The sequence below is a fragment of the Modestobacter marinus genome (assembly GCF_019799945.1).
In the GTDB taxonomy this organism is placed as follows: domain Bacteria; phylum Actinomycetota; class Actinomycetes; order Mycobacteriales; family Geodermatophilaceae; genus Modestobacter; species Modestobacter marinus_B.
Map to the genome: position 1 here is coordinate 58,103 of NZ_JABGCH010000021.1, position 16,030 is coordinate 74,132.

17 protein-coding genes, 1 tRNA gene and 1 pseudogene are annotated in these 16,030 nt (G+C 75.0%); 16 read left to right on the forward strand and 3 right to left on the reverse strand.

Annotated elements, in window-relative coordinates; all coding sequences use genetic code 11:
• Window positions 1-124 precede the first annotated feature (124 nt).
• The 6 genes from HK417_RS16960 (at window position 125) to selB (ending at window position 6,629) form a co-directional block, all read left to right on the forward strand.
• On the forward strand, window positions 125-1,081 hold the full coding sequence (locus tag HK417_RS16960) for a carbohydrate ABC transporter permease (RefSeq protein ID WP_222268588.1): 957 nt from the start codon (window positions 125-127) through the stop codon (window positions 1,079-1,081).
• On the forward strand, window positions 1,078-1,965 hold the full coding sequence (locus HK417_RS16965; RefSeq protein ID WP_222268590.1) for a carbohydrate ABC transporter permease: 888 nt from the start codon (window positions 1,078-1,080) through the stop codon (window positions 1,963-1,965). Before HK417_RS16960 ends, HK417_RS16965 begins: the two co-directional genes overlap by 4 nt.
• Window positions 1,966-2,021: 56 nt before the next feature.
• Window positions 2,022-3,398 (forward strand): ABC transporter substrate-binding protein, encoded by a 1,377-nt coding sequence (locus tag HK417_RS16970; protein WP_222268592.1) that lies wholly within the window; start codon window positions 2,022-2,024, stop codon window positions 3,396-3,398.
• A 24-nt stretch (window positions 3,399-3,422) separates the two neighbouring features.
• Window positions 3,423-3,518, forward strand: a tRNA-OTHER gene (locus HK417_RS16975).
• Window positions 3,519-3,576: 58 nt separating this feature from the next.
• Window positions 3,577-4,893 (forward strand): L-seryl-tRNA(Sec) selenium transferase, encoded by a 1,317-nt coding sequence (selA, locus tag HK417_RS16980; RefSeq protein WP_222268594.1) that lies wholly within the window; start codon window positions 3,577-3,579, stop codon window positions 4,891-4,893.
• Window positions 4,884-6,629, forward strand: a complete 1,746-nt coding sequence (selB, locus tag HK417_RS26545) for a selenocysteine-specific translation elongation factor (protein ID WP_222268596.1) — start codon at window positions 4,884-4,886, stop codon at window positions 6,627-6,629. Before selA ends, selB begins: the two co-directional genes overlap by 10 nt.
• A gap of 3 nt (window positions 6,630-6,632) precedes the next feature.
• Here selB and HK417_RS16990 read toward each other — a convergent pair whose 3' ends face one another.
• Both HK417_RS16990 and HK417_RS16995 read right to left on the reverse strand, forming a co-directional pair.
• Entirely contained in the window at window positions 6,633-6,797 is a 165-nt protein-coding gene (locus tag HK417_RS16990) for a hypothetical protein (protein WP_222268598.1), read from the reverse strand.
• 102 nt (window positions 6,798-6,899) lie between these two features.
• Entirely contained in the window at window positions 6,900-7,682 is a 783-nt protein-coding gene (locus tag HK417_RS16995; RefSeq protein ID WP_222268600.1) for an enoyl-CoA hydratase-related protein, read from the reverse strand.
• Between the two features lie 48 nt (window positions 7,683-7,730).
• Here HK417_RS16995 and hemW point away from each other — a divergent pair, with 48 nt between their 5' ends.
• The 7 genes and pseudogenes from hemW (at window position 7,731) to HK417_RS17020 (ending at window position 12,451) form a co-directional block, all read left to right on the forward strand.
• Window positions 7,731-8,975 (forward strand): radical SAM family heme chaperone HemW, encoded by a 1,245-nt coding sequence (gene hemW, locus HK417_RS17000; RefSeq protein ID WP_222268602.1) that lies wholly within the window; start codon window positions 7,731-7,733, stop codon window positions 8,973-8,975.
• Window positions 8,976-9,053: 78 nt separating this feature from the next.
• Window positions 9,054-9,413 (forward strand): annotated as a pseudogene (locus HK417_RS25595) (ATP-binding cassette domain-containing protein); the annotation flags it as partial.
• A 53-nt stretch (window positions 9,414-9,466) separates the two neighbouring features.
• A complete protein-coding gene (locus HK417_RS25600; protein WP_261327110.1) occupies window positions 9,467-9,961 on the forward strand; it encodes a hypothetical protein in 495 nt (164 codons plus the stop codon).
• Window positions 9,958-10,704, forward strand: a complete 747-nt coding sequence (locus HK417_RS17010; protein WP_222268604.1) for an ABC transporter permease — start codon at window positions 9,958-9,960, stop codon at window positions 10,702-10,704. The genes HK417_RS25600 and HK417_RS17010 overlap by 4 nt, the downstream gene beginning before the upstream one ends.
• 36 nt (window positions 10,705-10,740) lie before the next feature.
• The gene (locus HK417_RS17015) at window positions 10,741-11,850 is read left to right on the forward strand and encodes a sensor histidine kinase (protein WP_308123659.1); all 1,110 of its coding nucleotides are present in this window, start codon (window positions 10,741-10,743) and stop codon (window positions 11,848-11,850) included.
• Window positions 11,847-12,011: a hypothetical protein gene (locus HK417_RS27300; RefSeq protein ID WP_261327063.1), complete on the forward strand. Its 165-nt coding sequence runs from the start codon at window positions 11,847-11,849 to the stop codon at window positions 12,009-12,011. The genes HK417_RS17015 and HK417_RS27300 overlap by 4 nt, the downstream gene beginning before the upstream one ends.
• Before the next feature lie 2 nt (window positions 12,012-12,013).
• A complete protein-coding gene (locus tag HK417_RS17020; protein WP_261327065.1) occupies window positions 12,014-12,451 on the forward strand; it encodes a response regulator transcription factor in 438 nt (145 codons plus the stop codon).
• Between the two features lie 3 nt (window positions 12,452-12,454).
• Here HK417_RS17020 and HK417_RS27305 read toward each other — a convergent pair whose 3' ends face one another.
• On the reverse strand, window positions 12,455-13,105 hold the full coding sequence (locus tag HK417_RS27305; RefSeq protein ID WP_439957930.1) for a type II toxin-antitoxin system VapB family antitoxin: 651 nt from the start codon (window positions 13,103-13,105) through the stop codon (window positions 12,455-12,457).
• On the opposite strand from HK417_RS27305, the gene hrcA reads away from it, so the two are divergent.
• From hrcA to HK417_RS17040, 3 genes are read left to right on the forward strand one after another with little or no spacing between them, the layout of a single operon-like run.
• Complete coding sequence (gene hrcA / locus HK417_RS17030) at window positions 13,097-14,119, forward strand: heat-inducible transcriptional repressor HrcA (RefSeq protein WP_222268606.1); 1,023 nt, start codon at window positions 13,097-13,099, stop codon at window positions 14,117-14,119. The genes HK417_RS27305 and hrcA overlap by 9 nt on opposite strands.
• 13 nt (window positions 14,120-14,132) lie before the next feature.
• Window positions 14,133-15,263, forward strand: coding sequence for a molecular chaperone DnaJ (dnaJ, locus tag HK417_RS17035; protein ID WP_222268607.1), 1,131 nt, complete (start codon window positions 14,133-14,135; stop codon window positions 15,261-15,263).
• A complete protein-coding gene (locus tag HK417_RS17040; protein WP_222268609.1) occupies window positions 15,260-16,018 on the forward strand; it encodes a 16S rRNA (uracil(1498)-N(3))-methyltransferase in 759 nt (252 codons plus the stop codon). Before dnaJ ends, HK417_RS17040 begins: the two co-directional genes overlap by 4 nt.
• The last annotated feature ends 12 nt before the right edge of the window (window positions 16,019-16,030 follow it).

Sequence of the window (16,030 nt, forward strand, 5' to 3'; positions counted from 1 at the left end):
CCGCGTCACCTCGCCGTGGCCCACAGGAAGCAATGGGCCCGCAGTCTGCACGGCGGCCGACCGGTTCGGGGCGGCGCCTCGAAGGGAGTTCGGTGGACGTGTCCGTCCCGCGGTGGTGGTGCCGGTGACGACGACGGAAGCCCCCCGGGCGCTCCCGCCGACGTCCCCCACCCGTGTGACCGCGACCCGCCGTCGCCGCTGGGCCTCCCGGCGCAACCGGCGCGACTACCTGGTCTTCCTGGCCTTCGCGGCGCCCAACCTGCTGCTGATCGCCCTGTTCACGTACCGGCCGCTGTTCTCGAACATCTACTACTCGACGCTGAACTGGACCCTCGGCGCACCGGTGGCCACGCCGGTCGGGCTGGGCAACTACGTCGAGTTCTTCACCTCGCCCCGGACCCAGGGCGTGCTGGTGACCACGGCGGTGTTCACCGTGGCCACGGTCGGCGGGTCGATGGTCCTCGGCCTGCTGGTGGCGCTCGCGCTGAACAAGCGGGTGCAGGGGGTCGGGTTCGCCCGGGCGTCGGTCTTCTCGCCGTTCGTGCTCTCCGGCGTCGGCGTGGGCCTGGTCTGGCTGTTCATCTTCGACCCGGTGGTCGGCGTGCTGGGTTACCTGCTGCGGCTGGTGGGCGCGTCGAGCCCGCAGTGGTTCAACGACCCGACGCTCAGCCTGGTCATGGTCATCATCGTCTTCATCTGGAAGAACCTCGGCTACGCCGCGGTGATCTACCTGGCCGGGCTGCAGTCGATCGACCGGGACCTGCTGGAGGCCGCCTCGATCGACGGCGCGAACGCGCGGCGCACCTTCTTCTCGATCGTGCTGCCGCTGCTCTCGCCGACGACGTTCTTCCTGCTGGTCACCAGCATCCTGAACTCGCTGCAGGCCTTCGACATCCTGCGGATCATGAACCCGCTGGGCCGCGGGACGACGACGCTGATCTACGAGGCGTACCTGCAGGCCTTCGGTGGCTCCAACCGGGCCGGCTACTCGGCGACCGTCTCCACCGTGCTCTTCGGGCTGCTGGTGCTGCTGACGGTCTTCCAGCTGGTCGTCCTCGAGCGGCGGGTGCACTACCGGTGACCGCCGTCGCCGAGCGGGCGCCGGTGCAGCCGCGCCGCAACGGACCGCTGTCCCGGCAGAACCTGGTCGGCACGATCGTCACCGGGTACGTGCCGATCGTGCTCGCGACGCTGGTCGTCGTCCTGCCGCTGCTGTGGATGGTCCTGGCGTCGTTCAAGAGCCCGGGGGAGCTGCTCACCCAGACCCCGAGCGTGCTGCCGGACTCCTTCGCGCCGTCCAACTACGCCGAGGCCGCGCAGAAGGTGCCCTTCGGGCGGCTGTTCCTCAACTCGGTCCTGGTCACCGCGATCGGTGCCGGGATCAAGGTGGCGCTCGCCGTCCTCACCGCCTACGCGCTGGTCTTCGTGCGGTTCCCCGGCAAGAAGGTCATCTTCGCGCTGGTGCTGGCCACCCTGATGGTGCCGCCGCAGGTGTCGCTGCTGCCCAACTACGTGCTGATCACGGGCCTGGGCGGGGCCGACACCTACTGGGGGATCATCCTGCCGGGCCTGGCCACCGGGTTCGGGACCTTCCTGCTGCGCCAGCAGTTCCTCACCCTGCCGGCCTCGATCCTGGAGGCCGCGGAGATCGACGGGGCCAGCCACTGGAAGCGGCTCACCCGGATCGTCGTGCCCATCTCGACACCGGCGATCGCGACCGTCGCGCTGGTCAACATCGTCTTCGAGTGGAACGAGTACCTGTGGCCGCTGGTCATCGTCTCGGACCCGAACATGATGACCCTCCCCGTCGGCCTGACCCTGCTGCAGAACAGCGAGAGCGGCGCCGACGGCTACGGCCTGGTGATGGCCGGCACGGTGCTGGTCATCGTCCCGGTGCTCGTCGTCTTCACGGCCTTCCAGCGCTACATCGTCTCCGGGCTGACCCAAGGCGCGGTCAAGGACTGACGCCTCAGCTCGTGCTCCACCGGTCCCCGTGCACCCCCTCTCCCTGGAGGCCCGTCATGCCCGATCGCATCCCGAACGCACTCACCCTGGCCGCGCTCGACCGGCGGCGGTTCCTCGGCCTGGCCGGTGCCCTGGGCACCGCCGCCGCCCTGGCCGCCTGCGGCGGCCCCAGCACCTCCGGCGGGGGTGGCGCGGAGGCCCCGACCGACGAGACCGACTGGTCGACGATCACCCCGGCCAAGGAGATCACCTTCTGGTCGAGCAACCCCGGCTCCTCCCAGGCGGTGACCCAGCAGCTGATCGACGCGTTCCACGCCGCGCAGTCCGACATCAAGGTCACCCTGGTCACCGCCGGGGCGAACTACGAGGAGATCGCGCAGAAGTTCCAGGCCGCCCAGGCCGGCGGTGACCTGCCGGACGTCATCGTCTTCTCCGACGTCTGGTGGTTCCGGTACAAGATGCTCGACTCGATCATCCCGCTGGACGGGCTGGTCGAGGCGGTCGGCATCGAGAAGGACGACTACCGCGAGGGCCTGTGGGCCGACTACACCTACGACGACGCCCAGTGGGCGATCCCGTGGGCGCGCTCCACGCCGCTGTTCTACTGGAACAAGGCTCACTGGGCGGCCGCCGGCCTGCCCGACCGCGCCCCGGAGACGTGGGCGGAGTTCACCGAGTGGGCGCCCAGGCTGCAGGCGGCCGGGCTGGGCACGCAGCGCGCCTTCCAGCACCCGGCGCTGGCCGGCTACGCGGGCTGGAGCTTCCAGAACGTGCTGTGGGGCTGGGGTGGTGGCTGGTCGGCGCAGGAGTCCTTCGACATCACCTGCAACTCGCCGGAGTCGGTGGCGGCCATCCAGTTCCTGCAGGACTCCGTCTACAAGGACGCGTGGGCGGGTGTGGCCAGCAGCGACTCGGTCAACGACCTCACCGCGGGCGCGGCCAGCGCGACCATCGCCTCGACCGGCAGCCTGGTCGGCATCCTCAAGGCCGCCACGTTCGAGGTCGGCGCCGGCCCGCTGCCCGGTGGCCCCGAGGAGACCTCGCCGGTCTGCCCGACCGGTGGCGCCGGGGTCGGCATCCCCAAGGACATCGCCCCGGAGAACCAGCTGGCCGCCGCCACGTTCGTCAAGTTCCTGACCTCGCCGGAGAACACGGTCACCTTCTCGCAGGCGACCGGGTACATGCCGGTGCGGAAGTCGGCCGACACCGCGGCGATCGTCGCCGCGGCGCCGCAGGTGCAGGTGGCGCTCGACCAGCTCGAGGTGACACGGACGCAGGACTACGCCCGGGTGTTCCTGCCGGGCGCGGACCAGGAGATGGCCAAGACCTGCGCGAACATCCTCACCTCGCAGGCGGACGTGCAGGCCGAGCTCGACGCGCTCAAGACGACCCTGGAGACGATCTACACCCGGGACGTCGAGCCGAACCTGTGACGACGGCTGCGTAGGCTCGGCGGCGGAGACGTCAGGGTGCCTGGTGGCCCCCGCGGCCTCTAAAGCCGACGTGGCCGAGCAGCTCGGTCAGGCGGGTTCGATTCCCGTCCGTCTCCGCCAGCCGCCGCGGAGCCGGCCCCCGGCCGGCTCCGCGCGGGCGTCCTAGGCTGGTCCGGTCATGATCGGAGACCCCCGCCGCCTGGTCCCGCGGACCGACGCCGTGCTGGCCGAGCCGCAGGTGGCCGCCGCCGTCGAGCGGCTGGGCCGGGACCTGGTGAAGGCCCTCGTGCAGGCCGCGCAGCAGCAGGTTCGGGACGGCGACCTCACCCCGGAGGCCGTCGTCCCCGCGGTGCTCGCCGGCCTGCCCGCCACCGCCGGCAGCCTGCGGCCGGTGCTCAACGCGACCGGCGTCCTCGTGCACACCAACCTCGGGCGGGCGCCGCTGTCGCCGGCCGCGGTCGATGCCGTCGTCGCCGCCAGCGGCACCACCGACGTGGAGCTGGACCTCGACACCGGGCGGCGCGGGACCCGCGGCGAGGGGGCGCTGGCCGCGCTGCTGGCCGCCGTGCCCGCGGCCGAGGCCGCCCTGGTGGTGAACAACTGCGCCGCCGCGCTGGCCCTGGTGGCCACCGCGCTCGGGCAGGGCCGGGAGCTGGTCCTCGCCCGCGGTGAGCTGGTGGAGATCGGGGACGGCTTCCGGATCCCCGACCTGCTGGTCGCCACGGGGGCGCGGCTGCGCGAGGTGGGGACGACGAACCGGGTCGCCCTCGTGGACTACACCGACGCCCTCGGCCCGGGCACCGGCGCCGTGCTCAAGGTGCACCCGTCGAACTTCGTCGTCCGCGGCTTCGCACGGGCGGTCGAGGTCGCAGAGCTCGCGGCCGCGCTGACCGGGACCGGGGTGCCGCTGGTCGCCGACGTGGGCAGCGGACTCCTCGCGCCGCACCCGCTGCTGGCCGACGAGCCGGATCTGCAGAGCACGCTGACCGCTGGCGCGGACCTTGTGCTCGCCAGCGGCGACAAGCTGCTGGGCGGCCCCCAGGCGGGGATCGTGCTGGGCCGCGCCGACCTCGTCCAGCGGCTGCGCCGCCATCCGCTGTACCGCGCGCTGCGGGTGGACAAGACCACGCTGGCGGGGCTGGAGGCCACGCTCCGCGGCCCGGTGCCGCCGGTGCGGGCGATGCTCGAGGCCGACCTGGCCGAGCTGCGGACCCGGGCCCAGCTGGTCGCCAGGACGTTGCTCGCCGCCGGGTTGGACGCCCTGGTCGTCGACGCCACGGCGCGGGTCGGTGGCGGGGGAGCGCCGGACCTCGAGCTGCCGAGCGTGGCCGTGGCGCTCCCCGCGGCCTTCGCCGATCCGCTCCGGCGGGGCCCCGTGCCCGTGGTCGGGTACGTGGCCGACGACCGGACGTTGCTGGACCTGCGCAGCCTGCCGCCCGCGGACGACGTGCGGCTGATCGACGCGGTGCTGGAGGTGGCCCGCCGGTGGACGTGATCGCCACCGCCGGGCACGTCGACCACGGCAAGTCCACGCTGGTCAAGGCACTGACCGGGATGGAGCCGGACCGCTGGGAGGAGGAGCGCCGGCGCGGGCTGACCATCGACCTCGGCTTCGCCTGGACGACGCTGCCCTGGGGCCGCCGCCTGGCCGTCGTCGACGTGCCCGGGCACGAGCGGTTCGTCGGCAACATGCTCGCCGGGGTCGGCTCGGTGCCCGCGGCGCTGGTCGTGGTGGCCGCCGACGACGGTTGGTCGGCGCAGACCGCCGAGCACGTCGCCGTCCTGGACGCCCTCGGCGTGCGACACGGTCTGCTCGCGGTGACCAAGGCCGACCTGGCCGATCCCGCGCCGGTGCTCGCGGACGCGACCGAGCGGCTGGCCGGCACCTCGCTGGGCCGGCTCCCCGCCGTGGCGGTGAGCGCCCGCACGGGCGAGGGGATGGCCGAGCTGGCGGCCGCGCTGGAGGGGGTGCTCGCCGGGTTGCCCGCCCCCGACCCGACGGCTGCCGTGCGGCTCTGGGTGGACCGGGCCTTCACCATCCGCGGCGCCGGCACCGTCGTCACCGGGACCCTCGCCGCCGGCACGGTGCGCCCCGGCGACCGGTTCGCCCTGGGCGGCCGCGAGGTGACCGTGCGCGGGCTGCAGTCACTGGGCGCGCCCGTGGACGCCGCCTCCGCGACGGCGCGGGTGGCGCTGAACCTGCGTGGCACGGCCGTGGAGGAGATCTCCCGCGGCGACGCGCTGCTCACCCCGGACGCCTTCCGGCAGGCCACCGACGTCGACGTCATCCTCGCCGCGGAGACCGACGACCGGTTGCCCGCCGAGCTGGTCGTGCACGTCGGCTCGGCGACGGTCGCCGCCCGGGTGCGCCCGCTGGACGGGGCGGCGCTGCGCCTGCGGCTGGCCGCGCCGCTGCCGCTGCGGGTGGGAGACCGGCTGCTGCTGCGTGACCCGGGCGCGCGGCGGGTGTACGGCGCGGACGTGCGGGACGTCGACCCGCCCGAACTGCGCCGCCGCGGCGCCGCCCGCACCCGAGGCGCGGAACTGGTCGAGCAGCCGCCGGGGGAGGCCGGTGCCCGGGCCGAGCTGGTGCGCCGCCGGTTCGTCCGCCGCGCCGACTGGGTGGCGATGGGCTGGCCGGTGCCGGCGGACGTGCCCGCCGTCGGCCGCTGGCTGGTCGCGCCGGGGGTGCTGACCGAGGCGGCGCGTCGGGTGCCCGGCGTCGTGGCCGCGCACCGGGCGGCGCACCCGTTGGAGCCCGGGCCGCCGTCGGAGGTGGTGCGGCGCGAGCTGGACCTGCCCGATCCCGAGCTGCTCGCGGTCGTCGTCCGGCCGCCGCTCGCGCTGCGCGACGGCCGGGTCGTGGCCGGCGCGGCCGGGCTGCCGCCCGCGGTGCAGCGGGCGGTCGACGGCATCCGATCACGGCTGGCCGACGCGCCGTTCGCGGCTCCGGAGGCCGGTGACCTCGCGGCGGCCGGGCTCGGCCCGCGGGAGCTCGCGGCGGCGGTGCGCGAGGAGCAGCTGGTGCGGATCGCCGACGGCGTCTACCTGGCGCCCGGGGTGGCCGAGGAGGCGCGCCGGCGGCTGGCCGGGCTGCCGCAGCCGTTCACGGTCAGCCAGGCGCGGCAGGCCTGGGACACCAGCCGGCGGGTCGCCGTTCCGCTGGCCGAGTGGCTCGACGCCCGCGGGGTGACCGTGCGCCTGCCCGACAACACCCGCCGGCTGCGCTGACGGTCAGGGGGTACCGGGGCCCAGCAGGGCCAGCCGCCAGTCGGTCTCCAGCTGCGTCTCGACGACGACCGGGCGGCCGGCGGCGGAGGTCTCGACCAGCTCGTCCGGCCGGACCGGCTCGGGCAGCTCGCGGAACCGGGCCCGCGGGTCGTCCGGTGGCGTCGTCATGGCGTGATCATCGGTCCGCCGCCGGGCGTCGGCAAGCGTCCGCGAGCATCCCTGTGCTCTGCATGCGCACGGCATGCAGAGCACAGGAATGCCGGAACGTCCTCACTCGGCGGGGACCCAGCGGGCCGGGCGTTTCTCGCGGAAGGCGGCGATCCCCTCCTGGCCCTCCGCCGAGGCGAAGAACCGGGCCGAGACCTCCAGCAGCGACGGGAACTGCCCGGCCAGGTCGGTGCCCGCGCGCAGCAGCCGCTTGGTCTCGGCCAGCGCTGCCGGCGCGCCCGCGGCCAGTGCCCGCACCTGGGCCTGCACGGTGGCGTCCACCTCGTCGTCCGGCACGGCCAGGTCGACCAGCCCGCCGGCCGCCGCCGTCGCGGCGTCGAACACCTCGCCGGTGAGCATCAGCCGGTGGGCCGCGTGCGGCAGCATCCGCGGCCGGCACACCGCGGAGATGACGGCGGGGACGACGCCGATCCGCACCTCGGTGAACGCGAAGGTGGCCGAGTCGCCGGCCACCACCACGTCGCAGGCGGCGGCCAGCCCCACGCCGCCCGCCCGGGCCGGCCCCCGGACGACCGCGAGCACCGGCTTGGGTGCGGACCACACCAGCTGCAGCAGCTCCGGGAACTCGTTGACCCCCTGCTCGGCGGCCGACCCGCCGGTGGCCTCGGCGAGGTCCATCCCGGAGCAGAAGACCCGCCCGGTGTGGTCGAGCACGACGACCCGGACGGCGTCGTCGGCCAGCGCGTCGGTGAGTGCCGCGCGCAACTGGCTGCGCATGGCCCGGGACAGCGCGTTGCGGTTGGTGGGGGAGTCGAGGGTCAACCGGGCGATGCCTCGTGCGGCCTCGACGCGCAGCACGCGGTCCTCGTTCGCAGTGGACGTCACACCTGGGCATCCTGCCGCCGGCCGCCCAGGGAGCACACTGGAGGGCAGATGACCACCACCCTGCCCCTGATCGGCGGCGCCCGGGCCGGCGACCCGTTGCTCCCGGCCGACCGGTCGATGCTCCCCGCAACCGCCCGTGCCGGCCTGACGACGACGCCGTTCGGGCTGTACGTGCACGTGCCCTTCTGCGCCACCCGGTGCGGCTACTGCGACTTCAACACCTACACCTCCGACGAGCTGGGTCCCGGTGCCAACCGCAGCGAGTACGCAGGCACCGCGGTGGCGGAGCTGCGGCTGGCCGCCGAGGTGCTCGGGCCCGCCCTGCCGACGGTGCAGACGGTGTTCGTCGGCGGCGGCACCCCGACCCTGCTCCCGGCGAGCGACCTCGTCGCGGTGATGGACGCCGTCCGCGAGCTGTTCCCCGTGGCCGACGACGTCGAGGTGACCACCGAGGCCAACCCCGAGTCGGTCACGCCGCAGTCGCTGGACACGCTGCGGGCGGGCGGCTTCACCCGGATCAGCCTGGGCATGCAGTCCGCTGCGGAGCACGTGCTCGCCGTCCTCGACCGCCGGCACACCCCCGGCCGGGCGGTGCAGGCCGCGCTCGAAGCCCGCGCCGCCGGGTTCGAGCACCTCAACCTCGACCTGATCTACGGCGCGCCCGGGGAGACCGAGGCCGACTGGGCCCGCTCGCTCGACGCCGTCCTCGCCGCGCCCGTGGACCACGTCAGCGCCTACGCACTCATCGTGGAGCACGGCACCCGGATGGCTCGCCGGGTCGCCCGCGGCGAGCTGCCGATGCCCGACGACGACGTCCTGGCCGACCGCTACGAGCAGGCCGACCGGGCGCTGCGCGCCGCCGGGCTGGGCTGGTACGAAGTCTCCAACTGGGCCCGCGACCGCGCCGCCCGGTGCCGCCACAACGAGCTGTACTGGGCCAACGCCAACTGGTGGGGGATCGGCCCGGGCGCGCACTCGCACGTCGGCGGCGTGCGCTGGTGGAACGTCAAGCACCCCGCCGCCTACGCCGACCGGCTGGCCGCGGGGCTGCACCCGGCGTCCGACACCGAGCAGCTGACCGTCGCCGACCAGGCGCTCGAGCGGGTCATGCTGGGCCTCCGGCTGCGGGACGGGCTCCGGCTGGAGGCGCTGAGCGAGGCCGGCCGCCTGCGGGCCGCGGAGTCCGTCGTCCGCGGGCTGCTGGAGCCGGGGCCGCACGCCGCCGGGCTCGCCGTCCTCACCGATCGGGGCCGGCTGCTCGCCGACGCGGTCGTCCGCGACCTGACCGACTGACGGAGATGACATCCGTCAGGCCAGGCTGACGACGTGCCGCACTGCCGCCGATGATCACCCGGCGGCCAGGGTGATCACATGCCCGACGCCCCCGCCCTCGACATCGAGGGCCTGACCGTCCGGTACGGCTCCGCCGTGGCCGTCGACGGGATCGACCTGCACATCCCCCGTGGCCAGACCGTCGCCCTGCTCGGCCCCAACGGCGCCGGAAAGTCCTCGACGGTCAACGCCGCGCTCGGCCTGTTCCGCCCGGCCGCCGGCCGGGTCGAGGTCCTCGGCCGGGAACCCGCCGCGGCCATCCGGTACGGCGGGGTCGGCGCGATGCTGCAGCACGGCGGGCTGCCCAGCGAGACGCGGGTGGGGGAGGTGTTGCGGCTGGTCGGCCGCCGGTACGCGGTGCAATGGCCGCTGGCGGACCTCGCGTCCACCACCGGCATCGACGGGCTGCTCGACCGGCGGGTCGACGCGCTCTCCGGCGGCCAGCGCCAGCGGTGCTGCTCGCCGTGGCCCTCGCCGGGGCGCCGCCGCTGCTCCTGCTCGACGAGCCGACCTCCGCGATGGACGTCGAGGGGCGGCACGCCTTCTGGGCGACGATGCGCGGCCTGGCCGACCGCGGGCACACCGTCGTCTTCGCCACCCACCACCTCGACGAGGCCGACGCCGTCGCCGACCGGGTGGTCGTCGTCGCCGGCGGGCGGATCGTCGCGGACGGCTCCGCGGCGGAGATCAAACGGCGCATCGGCGGGCGCACCATCCGGTTCACCTGCCCCGGCCTCCGCGCCGGGCTGGCCGCGCTGCCCGGCGTCACCGGGGTGACCGCCCTCGGCGACCTGGTCGAGCTGGCCACCGCCGACGCCGAGGCCACCCTCCGCGCCTTGCTCGCCACCCGCGACCTGCTGCCGGACCTCGAGGTCCGCGGCGCCACCCTCGAGCAGGCCTTCCTGCAGCTGCTGGACACCCGCCCCGGGGCCGGAGCCCTGCGGTGACCGACCTGCTGCTCTTCCAGCTGCGCCGCGTGGGGCGCAACAAGCAGTACCTGTTCTTCACCGTGCTGCTGCCAGCGCTGTTCACGATCTTCTTCACGAGGGTCTTCGGCGCGCAGGCCGGGAGCTCGGCCCAGTACCAGGAGTGGGCCCGCGGCTACCTGGTCTCGATGATGGCGTACGGGGCGCTGGGTGCCGCGCTCGGCGCGACGATCCGGTTGGCCTTCGACCGGCGGTCCGGCTGGCTGCGGCAGCTGCGGGTCACCCCCTTCCCGCCCGGGGCGGTGCTCGCCGTCGACGTGCTGGTGGGCGCGCTGCTCGTGCTGCCCAGCCTGGTGGTCGTCGCCCTGGTCGGCCGGTTCGTCAACGACGTGCAGCTGGGGTTGGGCACCTGGATCGCGCTGGTCGGTGTGCTGTGGATCGGGGCGGCGGCGTTCGTGGCGCTCGGCCTGGCGCTGGGGCTGGCGCTCGACGAGCAGGCCGCCGGCGGGGCCATCGGCATCCTCAGCACGGTGCTGGCCGCGCTCGGCGGCCTGTGGGTGCCCGTCGCGGTCTTCCCCGACGGGCTCGCGGCCGTCGCCCGGGCCATGCCCAGCTACCAGTACGCGCAGCTGGGCCGGGACCTCGTCGCCGGCGGCGCACCCGCGGCGACCTCGCTGGTCGCCGTGGCCGGGTACGGGCTCGCCTTCGCCGTCCTGGCGCTCGCGGTCGGCCGGCGGCGCCCGCTGCACGCGGTGGCCGGCTGATCCGGATCGATGTCACCGAGCGATAGCGTCGCGGACGTGGACACCTCGGGGCACCTGCGGCAGAGCATGCTCGCGGCCCTGCCGTGGCTGCTGTTCCAGGCCTTCCCGGTGCTCGACCTGGTGGAGGTCGACCGGCCGGTGTGGCTGCGGCTGCTGGGCGCGGCCGGGCTGGTGGTCTTCACCGCCGTCTACCTGCGGGTGATGTCCGACTTCACGGTCCGCACGACGCCGCCCTGGGACGTCGTCGGCCTCGTCGTCCTGGGGATGGCCCTGACGGTCGGCTTCGGCCCGAGCTGGACCGGCCTGATGATCTACCTCTCCGGTGCCGCCGCCAGCGTGCTGCCCGGCCGCTGGGTGTGGCCCACCGTGCTGGCCGCCACCGCCGTCGCCGCCGGGGTGCTGGCGGCGGCCGGGGAGTGGGGCATGTTCGTGCTCCCGGTGCTCTGCCCGCTCACCGCCTTCGCCCTGCGCGGCACCCGCTACCTGATCACCGTGAACCGGGAGCTGCAGGAGGCGCGCGAGGAGCTGGCGAGCAACGCTGTCGCCGAGGAGCGGCTGCGGTTCGCCCGCGACCTGCACGACCTGCTCGGGCACTCGCTGTCGCTGATCGCCCTGAAGAGCGAGCTGGCCCGCCGGCTGGTCGAGCGGGACCCGGCCCGCGCCGCCGCGGAGATGGCCGACGTGGAGGACGCCGCCCGCCGGGCACTGGCCGAGGTGCGCGACGCGGTCAGCGGCTACCGCCAGGTGAGCTGCGCGCAGGCGCTGGCCGAGGCGCGGTCCGCGCTCGGTGGGGCGGGGGTCACCGTGCGGCTGCCCGACCGGGTGCCGTCGCTGCCGGGCACCGTCGACGCGGCGCTGGGCTGGGTGGTGCGGGAGGCCACGACCAACGTGCTGCGGCACAGCGGCGCCGGGTCCGTCACCGTCGAGCTGACCGAGGACGGCGTGCAGGCGGTCCTCACCGTGACCGACGACGGCCCCGGGACCGGGCAGCGGGTGACCGTGCTGGGCTCCGGGTCCGGCCTGGCGGGGCTGCGGGAGCGGCTGACCGCGCTGGGCGGTGAGCTGCACGCCGGCCCGCAGGACCGTGGTGGCTACCGGCTGCAGGCGCGGGTGCCGCTGCAGCCGGCGGTGGCGGTGGCCCGGTGATCAGGGTGCTGCTGGCCGAGGACCAGACCCTGGTGCGCGGGGCGCTGCGGGCGCTGCTGGACCTCGAGGACGACATCGAGGTCGTCGCGGAGGTGGGCCGCGGGACCTCGTCGTCGCGGCCGCCCGCGAGCACCGGCCCGACGTCGCGCTGCTGGACATAGAGATGCCCGGCCAGGACGGCATCGAGGCGGCCCGCGACCTGGCCGAGGCCGTGCCCTCGGTGCGCGCCGTCGTGCTGACCACCTTCGGCCGGCCGGGTTTCCTGCGGCGGGCCATGGAGGTCGGCGCCGCGGGCTTCCTGGTCAAGGACTCCCCGGTGGCCGAGCTGGCCCGGGCGATCCGCGCGGTCATGGCGGGGGAGCGGGTGATCGACCGGGACCTGGCCGCGGCGGCGCTGGCGCAGGGCGCGACGCCGTTGTCGGCGCGGGAGGCCGACGTGCTGCGGGCCGCCGCGGACGGCGCGACGGTCGCCGACATCGCCGGGCGGCTGTTCCTGTCGGAGGGGACGGTGCGGAACTACCTGTCCTCGGCGATCGGCAAGACCGGCGCCCGCACCCGGGTGGAGGCCGCCCGGGTGGCGGAGGAGAAGGGCTGGCTCTAGCTACTAGCGAGGGTCGTCCAGGTTCAGCGCCGCCCCGCGGGCGGCGTTCCAGGGCCCGGTGCCCCAGGGGGCCGCGACGTCGGCCAGCTCGTCGGGGGGCGGGGTCGCCCCCGGCGCGCCGTCCCGCCCGGACGCCGAGAGGAGGGCGTCGAGGTCGAGCACCCGCACGTGGATGACGTTGCGCTGCTGCAGGGCCGCGCGCAGGGCGCGGTGCAGGCCGTCCTCCAGGTACATCTCGCCCTGCCACTGCACCGCGTGGGGGAACAGGTCCCCGTAGAAGGTGGAGTCGTCGGCGAGCAACATGTCGAGGGCCAGCTCGCGCTTGGTCGTGACCAGCGTGTCGAGCCGGATCTGCCGGGGCGGGATCACCGCCCAGTCGCGGGTGGAGAACCCGTGGTCGGGATACGGCTTGCCGTCCCGCACCGCCTTGAAGATCAGGGCTGGCCCTCCGTTCCCCCGGGACCCCCGCCGTCGGGGTCCGCCGACCGTTCCCCACCCTAGTGGGTCCCCCGCCGCCGCCGACGGGGCGAGCCCGAAGACGGCGGGTACCGCCGGTCGTATGCTGGCACTCTGTCCGCGCGAGTGCCAGGACGGTGTCCTGGCCGACCGCGTGCGGCACGTCGACCGGTACGGGAGGTGTAAGCCGTGGCACACGACGACCGGCGCCTGCGGGTGCTGAGGGCGATCGTCCAGGACTACGTCTCCACCAACGACCCGGTGGGGAGCAAGACGCTGGCGGCCCGGTACGACCTGGGGGTCTCACCGGCGACCATCCGCAACGACATGGCGGTGCTGGAGGAGGAGGGGTACATCACCCAGCCGCACACCAGCGCCGGCCGGGTGCCCACCGACAAGGGCTACCGCTTCTTCGTCGACCGCCTGTCCACGGTCAAGCCGCTGTCGGCGGCCGAGCGCAAGGCGATCGAGAAGTTCCTCGACGGCGCCGTCGACCTGCACGACGTCCTGGGCCGCACGGTCCGGCTGCTCGCGCAGCTGACCCGGCAGGTCGCCGTCGTCCAGTACCCGACGCTGTCGCGCAGCGCCGTCCGGCACCTGGAGCTGGTGCCGCTGACGCCCAGCCGGCTGCTGGTCGTGCTGATCACCGACACCGGCCGGGTCGAGCAGCGGGTCGTCGAGACCTCCGGCGAGGTGGAGGTGGAGACGGTCGCCGAGCTGCGCACCCTGCTCAACGCCGCGTTCACCGGCAAGAAGCTCGCCGAGGCCAGCGTCGAGGCCGGTGACCTGGTCGAGCAGGCGCCGCCGCACCTGCGGCACCTGGTCGCCGCGGTGAGCGCGACGCTGCTGGAGACCCTGGTCGAGCCCTCCGAGGACCGGCTGGTCATCGGAGGGACGGCGAACCTCACCCGCTCCGGCGCCCTCGACTTCCCCGGGACGGTCCGCCCGCTGCTGGAGGCCCTGGAAGAACAGGTGGTCGTCCTGCGGTTGATGGCGGAGGTGGGGCCGAGCCACGTGACGGTGCACATCGGCGGGGAGAACGAGCACGAGGCGCTCTCCAGTGCGTCGGTGGTGACCGTCGGGTACGGCTCCGGCGACCAGGCGCTGGGCGGCCTGGGCGTCGTGGGGCCCACGCGCATGGACTACGCAGGCAACATGGCCGCGGTACGAGCCGTGGCCCGCTACGTCGGCCATCTGCTGGCCGAGAGCTGAGGACGAAGACCGCATGGCGACCGACTACTACGGCGTGCTGGGCCTGGCCCCGGGTGCCACCGACTCCGAGATCAAGAAGGCCTACCGCCGGCTGGCGCGTGACCTGCACCCGGACGTCAACCCCGACCCCGGGGCCAAGGAGCGGTTCCAGCAGGTCAGCCGCGCCTACGAGGCGCTGACCGACCCGGACAAGCGCCGCATCGTCGACCTCGGCGGCGACCCCTACGACACCGGCGCCCGCGCGGGCAGCAGCCCGTTCGGCGCCGGGGCCGGCTTCGGCGGTCTCGGCGACATCATGGACGCCTTCTTCGGCGGTGCGACGGCCCGCGGGCCGCGCAGCCGCGTCCGGGAGGGCGGCGACGCGCTCATCCGGGTCGAGCTGGACCTCGCCGAGACGGTCTTCGGGACGACGACGGACATCACCGTCGACACCGCCGTCCTCTGCGACTCCTGCGCCGGGGCCGGGACGGCGAGGGGCACCCACCCGAAGACCTGCACCACCTGCAACGGGCGCGGCGAGGTGCAGAGCGTGCAGCGCTCGTTCCTCGGTCAGGTGATCGCCAGCCGGCCCTGCCCGACCTGCGCGGGCACCGGCCAGGTCATCCCCGACCCGTGCCCGAAGTGCGCCGGCGAGGGCCGGGTGCGCTCCCGGCGCACCATCCCGGTGAAGATCCCGGCCGGCGTCGAGGACGGCATGCGGATCCGGCTGGCCGGCCACGGCGAGGTCGGCCCGGGCGGTGGCCCGGCCGGCGACCTGTACGTCGAGGTGCACGAGCGGCCGCACCCGGTGTTCACCCGGGACGGCGAGGACCTGCACTGCCGGGTGATGCTGCCGATGACCGCGGCCGCGCTGGGCACCACGCTCAAGCTCGAGACGCTCGACGGCAACGAGGACCTCGACATCAAGCCCGGCACCCAGTCCGGCAGCGTGCTCACCCTCCGCGCGCACGGCGCTCCCCGGCTGCGCGCGACCGGCCGCGGCAACCTGCTGGTGCACATCGACGTCCAGACCCCCACCCGGCTCGACGAGCGCCAGCGGGAGCTGCTCAGCGAGCTGGCGAGCCTGCGGGGGGAGGAGCTCCCGGTCGGCAGCGGCGCGCCGCAGGGCGGGCTCTTCTCCCGGGTCCGCGACGCGTTCAAGTGACCGAGCGCGGAGCCTCCGCCCCCGAGCTGGACGGCGCCCCGCTGTTCCTGCTCGACGAGCTGCCCGACGGGGACGTGGTCACCGTCGGCGGCGCGGAGGGGCGGCACGCGGCCGACGTGCTGCGGCTGACGGTCGGCGAGCGGGTCCGGGTCGGCGACGGCCGCGGGCTGCTGCTCGAGGGCACAGTCGCGGCTGCCGCGGCGGGCGAGCTGCAGGTGCACGTGCTCGCCCGGCACCGGGTGCCCGCACCAGACCCGGAGTTCGTGCTCGTGCAGGCGCTGCCCAAGGGCGACCGCGGCCCGCTCGCCGTCGACCTCGCCACCGAGCTCGGCGTCGACCGGGTCGTGCCGTGGACGGCGGCCCGCTGCGTCACCCGCTGGCGCGAGGACCGCGTCGACAAGGGCCTCGCCAAGTGGCGCGCCGCCGCGCGGGCCGCGAGCAAGCAGGCCCGGCGGCCCCGGGTGCCCGAGGTGACCGAACCGATGAGCACCCGCCAGGTGTGCGGGATGCTCGCCGACGTCGACCTGGCCCTGGTCCTGCACGAGCAGGCCCGCGACCCGTTCACCCGGGTCGAGGTGCCCACGACCGGCACGATCGCGGTGATCGTCGGGCCCGAGGGCGGGCTCACCGACGGGGAGGTCGTGGCCTTCCGCGCCGCCGGCGCCCGCTCGGTGCGGCTCGGCGGTGAGGTGCTCCGGACCTCCACCGCCGGCGCGGCCGCGCTGGCCGCGCTCAGCGTCCGCACCCGCTGGTAGCCGACCTCTGAC